The 9,473-nt window shown below is 68.6% G+C and carries 7 protein-coding genes and 2 pseudogenes; 5 read left to right on the top strand and 4 right to left on the bottom strand.

Annotated features, from left to right (window positions below):
• Nucleotides 1-201 precede the first annotated feature (201 nt).
• Nucleotides 202-858, top strand: a complete 657-nt coding sequence (locus ACL02O_RS32450) for an MOSC domain-containing protein (RefSeq protein WP_412822002.1) — start codon at nt 202-204, stop codon at nt 856-858.
• A 74-nt stretch (nt 859-932) separates the two neighbouring features.
• Here ACL02O_RS32450 and ACL02O_RS32445 read toward each other — a convergent pair whose 3' ends face one another.
• On the bottom strand, nt 933-1,853 hold the full coding sequence (locus tag ACL02O_RS32445; RefSeq protein WP_412822001.1) for an aminoglycoside phosphotransferase family protein: 921 nt from the start codon (nt 1,851-1,853) through the stop codon (nt 933-935).
• A gap of 114 nt (nt 1,854-1,967) precedes the next feature.
• Here ACL02O_RS32445 and lpdA point away from each other — a divergent pair, with 114 nt between their 5' ends.
• From lpdA to ACL02O_RS32430, 3 genes are all read left to right on the top strand, one after another.
• Nucleotides 1,968-3,371, top strand: coding sequence for a dihydrolipoyl dehydrogenase (gene lpdA / locus ACL02O_RS32440; RefSeq protein WP_412822000.1), 1,404 nt, complete (start codon nt 1,968-1,970; stop codon nt 3,369-3,371).
• A 608-nt stretch (nt 3,372-3,979) separates the two neighbouring features.
• Nucleotides 3,980-4,789, top strand: coding sequence for an alpha/beta fold hydrolase (locus ACL02O_RS32435; RefSeq protein WP_412821999.1), 810 nt, complete (start codon nt 3,980-3,982; stop codon nt 4,787-4,789).
• Nucleotides 4,790-5,110: 321 nt separating this feature from the next.
• Nucleotides 5,111-5,554: an OsmC family protein gene (locus ACL02O_RS32430; protein ID WP_412821998.1), complete on the top strand. Its 444-nt coding sequence runs from the start codon at nt 5,111-5,113 to the stop codon at nt 5,552-5,554.
• A 605-nt stretch (nt 5,555-6,159) separates the two neighbouring features.
• On the opposite strand, the pseudogene ACL02O_RS32425 reads toward ACL02O_RS32430, so the two are convergent.
• Nucleotides 6,160-7,396: pseudogene (locus ACL02O_RS32425) on the bottom strand (IS110 family RNA-guided transposase).
• A gap of 101 nt (nt 7,397-7,497) precedes the next feature.
• Between ACL02O_RS32425 and ACL02O_RS32420 the strand changes: the two are divergent.
• Nucleotides 7,498-7,587: pseudogene (locus tag ACL02O_RS32420) on the top strand (IS5/IS1182 family transposase); the annotation flags it as partial.
• A 74-nt stretch (nt 7,588-7,661) separates the two neighbouring features.
• Here ACL02O_RS32420 and ACL02O_RS32415 read toward each other — a convergent pair.
• The gene (locus tag ACL02O_RS32415; RefSeq protein WP_412821997.1) at nt 7,662-9,092 is read right to left on the bottom strand and encodes an MFS transporter; all 1,431 of its coding nucleotides are present in this window, start codon (nt 9,090-9,092) and stop codon (nt 7,662-7,664) included.
• Nucleotides 9,093-9,208: 116 nt separating this feature from the next.
• A partial coding sequence (locus ACL02O_RS32410) for a LuxR C-terminal-related transcriptional regulator (protein ID WP_412821996.1) occupies nt 9,209-9,473 on the bottom strand: 265 nt, incomplete at its 5' end.

The following is a 9,473-nucleotide window of genomic DNA, read 5'->3' as shown; positions in this document are numbered from 1 at the left end:
TTCAGGGCGTTCGGCTGGGGGCAGTCGGACGTCCGCGTGACGCCCGGCGCCGGTCACGGCTTCGCGTGGCGGTCGTGCCTTTGGGGGCGGGTGTTGGCGATCAGGAGGAACGCCGGTCCGGCCTGCGGCGAGGGCTTCCTTCGCTCGTACGCGCGAAGATATGCGGCGCGGCGTTGCGTGACGGCCGATAGGTTGCGGCCCATGGGCAAAATCCTTTCAGTCAACCTGGCCGTGCCGGAGCGCAGCACCGCGAAGCGAGTCGGTATCACCGGCATCAATAAGCAGCCGGTCGACGGGCCTGTGACGGTCCGCGCTCCCGGACCGAAGACCACCGGGCTGCACAGTGGTCTGGTGGGCGACCAGATCTTCGACATCGAGCACCATGGCGGTGACGACCAGGCCGTGTACGCGTACGCCCGGGAGGACTACGACTGGTGGGAGGCCCGACTTGACCGCGTGCTGCCTGGCGGCGTCTTCGGCGAGAACCTCACCACGGTGGGCGTCGACGTGAACGGCGCGGTGATCGGCGAGACGTGGCTTATCGGCGACAGCCTCGTGCTACAGCCGACGTTCGGACGTATCCCGTGCGCCACGTTTCAGGCCAAGATGGCTGAGCCGCAGTGGGTGAAGACGTTCACCCGTGAGAACAGGCCTGGTGCCTACCTGCGGGTCGTGGAGCCGGGAGATGTTCAAGCCGGAGACCCGGTGACCGTGATGCACCAGCCGGCCCACGGCGTGACGATCGCGGATGCCTTCCGCGCATACCTGACCGAGCCAGAGCTGCTGCCCGCGCTGGTGGAGATCGAAGGTCTGCCCGACGAACTGCGGCACTCACTGCGACGCCGCCTCAGGACCTGAGACAGACGGCCCGAAAGTCGGTGGCTGCGGAGGTAGCGCAGCCTTCACCGCGCGCATTTGCCGCTGTGACCTCGTCACGCTTCGCGGCTGTGGTCCGTGATGATCTGATCTATGAGGTGCTTCGCGGCGGCTGCCTGGGTCTCGGGCACGGCTGCGCCCGTGTAGGTGATCACCGCTTTCCACAATGCCCAGCCACGCCCGCGCGCCCATGTCCCGGTGTCCACGGACAACCTGCCGCGGAACGCCGCGCGACTCGACCCCGACAGCAACGTCCACGCGATCGCCAGGTCGCACGCCGGGTCGCCGACACCGCAGGTGCCGAAGTCGATGACTGCGGTCAACGCACCATCGGCGAGCAGCAGGTTACCGGCGGCGACATCGCCGTGGAACCATACCGGTGGCCCGTCCCACACCTGTCGCAGCGCCGCCCGCCAGATCGCGGTGACTTCCCCGCGCATCTCCCGGTCGGCCAGCTTCTCCACCGCCTGCGTCAGCTGCCGGTGATAGGTGCGCAGCGGCCCGCCCCGAAACCAGTTGTGCTGCCCCGGCGTGGGGCCTCCCCGCGGGTCGACCTGCTGCAACGCGGCGAGAAAGTCGGCCAACGTGATCGCGAAGCGGTCCAGGTCGACGATCGCTGCCGCGCTCGCCGGCGCACCGCCGAGCCACCGGTAGACCGACCACGGATGCGGGTAGCCCGCACCAGGCTCGCCCAGGGCCAGCGGCACTGGGATCGGCAGCGGCAGATGCGGCGCCAGTACCGGCAGCCACCGTTGTTCCTTCTCCACGGCCAGCGCGTACGCGGCGGCGCTCGGCAGCCGGACCAGCATGTCCTCACCGAGGCGGAAGGTGTGGTTGTCCCACCCCCCAACCGGCACCGGGCGAACAGGCAACGCCGCCCACTCCGGGAACTGGGCCACGACCAGCCGACGAACCAGCGCGACGTCAACATCACGCCGCTGCGGCACAGGACCGACCGGGTCCGGTTCCAAGGTCACCCGCGTACCCTCACCACAACCGCCAGCCACCGCAAGTGCTTATCGGTGGAGACGGTCGCCACACCCCGACCGCCACCATCGACAGCGGGTGAAGGCGGCGCGTTGGATCGGGATATGTCTGCACACTTTGACGTGGTGGTGCTCGGGGCGGGTCCGGGAGGCTATGTCGCCGCGATCCGCGCGGCTCAACTGGGCTTGTCGACGGCCATCATCGAGGAGCGGTACTGGGGCGGCGTGTGCCTCAACGTCGGCTGCATCCCGTCCAAGGCGCTGCTTCGCAACGCCGAACTGGCCCACCTGGTCACCCACGAGGCGAGGACGTACGGCATCCGGGTCGACGGGCAGGTCAGCCTCGACTACCGTGCCGCGTTCGACCGCAGCCGTAAGGTTGCCGACGGGCGCGCCAAGGGCGTCCGGTACCTCATGAGGAATAACGCGATCGCCGAGTACGAGGGACGCGCCAGCTTCACCGACCCGCGCACCCTGGCCGTGGCCCGCAACGACGGCGGCACCGACACCGTCACGTTCGACCACTGCATCATCGCCACCGGGGCGACCACCCGGCTGCTGCCGGGCACCGCGGTCAGCGACCGGATCGTCACGTACGAGCAGCAGATTCTCTCCCCGGAGTTGCCGGAGAGCATCGTCATCGCCGGGGCGGGCGCGATCGGCGTCGAGTTCGCGTACGTCCTGCACAACTACGGCGTGCGCGTGACGATCGTGGAGTTCCTCGACCGGATGCTGCCGCTGGAGGACGAGGAAGTCTCGGCCGAACTTGCCCGCCGCTACAGGCGGCTCGGCATCGAGGTACTCACGTCGACCCGGGTGGAGTCGATCGACGAAACCGACGACCGGGTCCGGGTGACCGTGTCGTCCAGGGGCGGCGAGCAGCGCGTGCTCGAGGCCGACAGGGTGCTACAGGCGATCGGCTTCGCGCCCCGCGTCGATGACTACGGCCTGGAGAAGACCGGGGTCCGGCTCACCGAACGGGGCGCCGTCGACGTCGACGCCCGCTGCCGGACCAGCGTGCCGCACCTGTTCGCGATCGGCGACGTGACTGCGAAGCTGATGCTCGCGCATGCCGCCGAGGCGATGGGCATCGTCGCCGCCGAAACGATCGCCGGCGCCGAGACGATGGAGCTGGACTACACCATGATCCCGCGGGCGACGTACTGCCAGCCGCAGGTGGCCAGCTTCGGCCTCACCGAGGCGCAGGCCCGCGAGCGAGGCCACGACGTGCGGGTGGCGAAATTCCCCTTCAGCGCCAACGGCAAGGCGCACGGCCTGGGCGACACTGTCGGCTTCGTCAAGCTGATCAGCGACGCCAGGTACGGCGAACTGCTCGGCGGGCACCTGATCGGTCCGGACGTCACCGAACTGCTGCCCGAGCTGACCCTGGCGCAGCAGTGGGACCTGACCGTGCACGAGCTGGCCCGCAACGTGCACGCCCACCCGACCCTAGGCGAGGCGGTCAAGGACGCCCTACATGGGCTCGCCGGACACATGATCAACATGTGACGCCGCGAGGGGCCGGCCGTCCATCCAAGCGGCCGGCCCCGATCGCCGGGTAGGCCGCTGTCCCGCGGGCCCGCCCCAGTAGCGGGAAGAGTCAAGCGTGTGCGCGCCGTGTTCACCTGTCAGGCCGTCTCCTCGACCTGCCACCGCCAGATGACCTCGCGCTCGCCGTCGCAACCGCACCCAACGGCACTGAACTGCACTCAACGGCATCGACCCCTACCTGCCCGCCAATGCCGACCGGGTGGGCGAGGCTGAGCACGGTAAGGCCCGCCCGCATACAGCCGTACGAATGACCGCTCATGCGGCCAAGCGCGCTACACATCGTGGGTAGGTGCCCCGGCTGCCGCGCGGTCGTACGCATTCGAGGATGTTCGGTCAATCGGCGACAGTGCCATCGTCGGCAGGCTATCGGAGTGGTTGGGGGCGTGCCGTTGACGGGCAACGGGCTAGGCTGCTGGTGGATGTGCCGGGAAGGCTGGTCGGCGCGTGAGTGCCGCAGCATCGCTACGCCTGGAGGCACTTCGATGCCCGACCTTGTGAGACCGACGGCAGTGGCATGCATGCCGGCCGGCCAGGTCGAATACCGGTTGGATCGACGTGGTGAGGCCGTGGTGCTGGTCTTCCACGGTGGGCACGTGCGAGCCGGCTTGGCGTTGGGCGAGGAGGTGTTCGCCGCGGCTGGTTGCACGCTGCTGGCGCCCTCACGTCCCGGCTACGGCCGCACTCCACTGTCAACCGGCAGACCGGTGGAGGCGTATACGGACGTGGTCCGGGCGTTGTGTGCCGACCTGGGCATCACCCGGGTCGCCGCCGTTGTCGGCGTCTCGGGTGGCGGGCCGACCGCCGCTACGATGGCCGCGCAGCATGCTGACCTCGTCGAGCGTTTGATCCTGGTCAGTGCCGTGGGCTGGCTGCCCTTTCCGGATCACCGGACTCGCCTGGGCGCGCACATCGGGTTCGCTGCCGGGACCGAGGCCGTGACATGGGCCGGGATACATGCGCTCGCTCGTATGGCGCCCGACGTCTGTCTGCGGCTGATGATGAGCCGCCTCTCGACCCGACCGGCGGGCGAGGTCGTGGCCGCACTGCGCGCCGAGGACCGCGACCTGCTGCTGGCGTTGTTCGCCCAGATGCGCTCCGGCCGCGGTTTCCTCAACGATCTGCGTGCCACGCCCGACGTCACCGCCCGGATCGATCAACCCACCCTGGTGATCGCCACACGCACCGACGGGGGCGTCCCGTTCGCCCACGCTCAGTCGCTGGCCAGCACCATCCGCAACGCCCAACTCGTCGAGAGCCGCGCGCATACCCACTTCGTCTGGCTCGGGCCTGACTGGCCGGCAATCGCTGAACGGATCCGGGTGTTCCTCGACACCGATCCCACCGCCGTCCGCGGCCCAGCACCCTCCAGTGCCTGACCCGACACGCCATGAGCGGATCCGGTCAGCAGACCCGTCACCCAGATCGGGTGCAAGGATCTGCCGCCGAGTGAGCGCTCGGCGCGGTTTAGGTCGCGTCTGTTGAAGCCTGTGCGCCTACTCGACTGGTAGTCGGCACGTCTGCCGTACCGCACCGGTCGAGCCTTTTGCCGCGACCGCGCTGGGGGCCCACAGCGCGCCGGCGCGGCACTTCTGGTCGGCGCTGTCCTGATATGACCGTCACTTGACGGTTGAGGATGGGCCGATCGGCCAGCCGGGCCGGTGACCCAGGGGCCAGCGGGCCTGGGTAGGTTTCCTGTCATGAGTGAGGACACCTTCCGCTCGGTGGAGATCGAGCGCACCAGCCTGGGGCAGTACGTCGTGCGGAATATCCGCGGCGGATCGATGTCGATGGGCACGGGCGAGGACGGCAGCTTTACGCCGGTGGAGCTGCTTCTGGCGGCCATCGGCGGCTGCACGGCGATAGACGTGGACCACATCACCAGCCGCCGAGCCGAGCCGACCCAGTTCTCCGTCGAAGTCACCGGCGACAAGGTCCGGGACGAGGCCGGAGGAAACCAGATGCAGAACCTCAGGGTCGAGTTCACCGTGACGTTCCCGTCGGGCGCGGACGGCGACAGGGCGCGCGAGGCGCTGCCCCGGTCGCTGCAGCAGTCCCACGACCGGCTCTGCACCGTCTCCCGTACCGTCGAACATGGCACGCCCGTCTCGATCGTTGTGGCTGCCGGTTCCACCGGGAACTGAGGCTTCCGGGCGTCATCCGAGGTTTACGGGCGGCGAGGCGTTCGATCACCCGCAGGCGGAATGCTGGTGTTTCTCGATATGTCCTACCGTCGACTACGCACTCGCTTACCTGCCGTCGGATCGCTTGCGCCATGCCGCCGGGCGGACGACCCCGCGTTAGGCAGACTCTCTCCGGCTGACCGTGGGTCCACATGGGGCGGAATCGGGGAGCGGGTGGGGAGCAGCCGGGTACACGGAACAGCGGCGAACTGCCTTCAACCGCATCAACGGCGCCCAACGGCATGCGCCCCGACCTGCGGTCTTGCCTTTCCGCAGGTCATCAGAGCCAGCGGAGCGTCCTGCTTCACACCGAAGAGGCCACTGGTTCGATCCCAGTATCGCCCACAATTCGACATATGGTGATACGTCCGAATCTATCGATTGGCCTGCCCGTTGAGCTGGGCCTTCGTGTTAAAGCGGTGGTTCGAGCACCGTACCACCGCTCCCGCCGCCACGGTTCAGGCGGGCGGAGCCAGGCCGGTCGGCGCGCCCTCGTGATCCGAGCCCCGGCCCGAAGGGCGGCCACGAACACGCGGATCGCGGCAGACATCCTATGTTTTTCGTTGTCAAGAACTGGGGTGGAGATGGGCCCAGGCAGTTGTCTCGTTGTAGGCGGTGCCGGTCTTGAGGCAGCCGTGCAGGATGCCGACGAGGCGATTGCCGAGTTGTCGCAGGGCGGCTTGGTGGCCGGTGCCGCGGGCGCGGAGAGTGTCGTAGTAGGCGCGGGCGCCGGGTGAGCCTTTCAGCGAGCAGAACGCCCATTGGTGGACGGCGTCGCTGAGTCTTCGGTTGCGGGGCGTAGCGGGCCAAGACGACTTTGCGAGTGCCGGATGCTCGGGTGATCGGGGACGTTCCGGCGTAGTTCTTGCGGGCCTTTGCGTCGGTGAAGCGGTGTGGGTCGTCGCCGAACTCGCCGAGTACCCGGGCGCCGAGGACCACACCGAGGCCGGGTTGGCTCAGGTAGTGCTCAGCGTCCCGGTGCCGGCCAAAATGGTCGGCCACCACCTGCCCGAGCTGCTCGACCTCGGCGTTGAGCGCGGCGATCAGCCGAACCTGGGCAGTCACGACGGCCGCGTAAGCGGCCTGAACCGCGTCTGGTTGGCGCAGCTGCCCGGCGCGCAGCCGCTGCTGCAAGTCGGCGGCTTTCGTGTCGATGTTGCGGCGGTTCGCCCGCCCCAACGCGGCGGCGATCTGTGATCGTGACAGCCGGGCGGCGCGAGCCGGGTCCGGCGCGCGGCCGAGCAGCTCCAAAACGTCGGGCGCGGTCAGGTCGTCGAAGGCGTCCAGGGCGGCGGGGAAGAACTCGCGTAACGCGCTGCGCAGCCGCAGCATCTGCCGCGACCGGTCCCAGATCAACGTCTGATGAGTTCGGGCCACCAGTTTCATGGCCTCCGCCTCGGCGCTGTCGCCGGCGACCGGACGATGATGGGCGTGATCCAAGCGCACGATCTCGGCCAGCACGTGCGTGTCGCCGGCGTCGGACTTCGCCCCCGAGGTGGAATGCCGCTCCCGATACCGAGCAACCGGCATCGGGTTGATCGCATACACCTGATAGCCGGCCGCGAGCAGCGCCTGCACCCACGGGCCACGGTCCGTCTCGATCCCGATCCGCACCTGGGCTGCTGCCTCGGCCGGGTCGAGATCGGCCCAGTCGGCCGGCATGTGCTCGGCGATCAGAGCGTGCAGTCGGGTGACACCTTCGAGGCCTTCGGGTAGCCGTTTACGGACCAGCTTGCCACCGTTGCCGTCAACGAGTTCGACGTCGTGGTGGTCCTCGGCCCAGTCGTCTCCCAGGAACAGCATCACGCCTCTCGTCCTCTATGGACCACATCGTCCATGGCAGCGCGGAAGCAACCCCAGCGATCTAATGGCCAAGTGCTCACCGCAAACCCGCATGGCCGAGCTTGGCGTGGACCTCACCCACGTTGCCCGGCTCGACCCACGACCTGACCGCCACCGGTGAGCACGGCATCATGGACGCCCTCACCCGCGCCACGCCGCTGCTCGCCGCGATCCTCGTCCTTTAGCGCGTCGAGAAACAGCGCTACTCAGGTAGAGAACAGCTCACTCAGATCCGGGCGGTGTCGGCGTCGGGATCGTTGTCGGCTGGCGGCGCCAGGGGAGCCGAGCTCTCCGCCGCCGGCGCACTCGATGCGAGGTTACGGAGAGGGCCACTCGCCCAGAGGCCACCAGCGAGGATCATCAGCCCGCTGACCGTGAAGATCACATCGATGCGGCCGAGAGCCACCGGTCCTAGGTGGACGTAGAAGCCGCGCAGCAGGGTGCTGGCGAGCCAGCCGGCGACGGCCATGGAGGTCATCGATGCCACGGTCATCAGTGGGGTGAGGACGGCCATCACTCGGCCGATCATCTGCACCGGGGTGACGGCGAGGACGAGCGGACCGGAGACCGCGTTGACGACGGAGAGGGGGATTCCGGCGAGGGCCAGTACGACGATCGCGGCGGGAAGATACGTCATTCGCGAATAGGCGATGATGAACAACCCGAGGAGCAGCATGCCGGTCCAGAACATTCGCGGCGCGCCGAACCTGGTGGCGACCGCCGTGGCGATGAGGGCACCGACGACGGAGCCGATGCCGAACGCGCCGCCCAGGGTGCCGAGCCAGCTGGCGTCGACGCCGAGGTTGTCCGTGACGAAGAAGACGTCGAGGGCGTTGAGCGCACCGACGCCGAACATGGCGATGGTGACCGCCGTGCCGGCCGCGCGCAGCACGGGACTGCGGACGAAGAAGCGAAAGCCCTCGGCCATCTCCTGGCGGAAGCCGGCCTGCTGCGCTACCGCGTCGCCCGCTGGAGCCGCGTCGGTGTCGCCGTCCGGGCGCGGCGCGGGGTGCAGCCGCATCGCCTGCAGGGCCAGGAACGAGGCGGCGAAGGATGCGGCGTTGAGGCCAATGGCCCACTGGACGCCGACGGAGAACAGCAGCGGCGCCGCGATCGGTGGACCGATGACCGCGGCGACCGAGTACGACGTCTGGAACAGCGCACCGGCACGGGCCTGATCCTCGGGCTCGACGGCCGCGCCGAGAAGGCCGAAGCGCGCCGGGTTGAAGAATTGGGCGGCGGCGCTGGACAGGGCCACGCCGACGTAGACGAGGACCAGCTGCGCGGCCACGGTCAACCTGTCGCCGACGGCCGGTACGACGAGCAACGCGAGGACGATGACCACGCGCAGCGCGTCCATCACCATCATGGTCCGCCGCCGGTCCCACCGGTCCACGTACACACCGGCAATCGGCCCGACCAGCACGATCGGTACGGCGGCGGCGATCAGCACACCACCAACGGCCAGCGGGGCCCAGGCCTGGTCGGCTGCAATCACGGTGCCGGTCCACAGCACGACCGTGGTCGTGAAAACGAAGTCGCCGAGGGCGCTGACCGCCTGCCCGAACCACATCAGCAGCCAGTTGCGGTTATGGCGTAGGCCGGCGTCTCGGAGAGCCGGGGAGTCGGCGAGCGGATCCACCATGATCAGCACCATGTCCTGTCACGAAACATCCGGCAAGCCTTCGGGCGACGCCGGAATCAACATCTGGCACGGAACCTGCAGTCTCGGGCTTCATGGAAGCTTGCCTGAGTCAACCAGCACCCAGCGGATCAAGCGATGGCTGCCAGGTTGCTCGCGACCGACTCGAGTTGTCCGAAGTCGGCCGACTGCAGGCACCGCTGCCCCGACGGTTCCGGCGGCCAGGCACCAGCGATGAGCACGCCGGCGGCGTAGGCCCGGGCCACCAGCTCGGTGCGGTTGTATGCATCGACGATGCGGAGCATCTTGCTGATGTGATGCGTGACCGTGTGCCCACTCATGCCCAAGCGCTGGCCCACCCCGTTGGTGTCGAGTCCCATAGCCAGAAGCTGTAAG

The organism is Micromonospora mangrovicola, from assembly GCF_047200535.1.
GTDB lineage: Bacteria > Actinomycetota > Actinomycetes > Mycobacteriales > Micromonosporaceae > Micromonospora.
This window is presented reverse-complemented; position numbering and strand designations above follow the sequence as displayed.

Excerpts from the sequence above, each read along its gene's own strand:
- ACL02O_RS32450 (WP_412822002.1), top strand. The coding sequence starts at position 202 with ATGGGCAAAATCCTTTCAGTCAACCTGGCCGTGCCGGAGCGCAGCACC.
- lpdA (WP_412822000.1), top strand. The coding sequence starts at position 1,968 with ATGTCTGCACACTTTGACGTGGTGGTGCTCGGGGCGGGTCCGGGAGGC.
- ACL02O_RS32430 (WP_412821998.1), top strand. The coding sequence starts at position 5,111 with ATGAGTGAGGACACCTTCCGCTCGGTGGAGATCGAGCGCACCAGCCTG.
- ACL02O_RS32415 (WP_412821997.1), bottom strand. The coding sequence starts at position 9,092 with ATGGTGCTGATCATGGTGGATCCGCTCGCCGACTCCCCGGCTCTCCGA.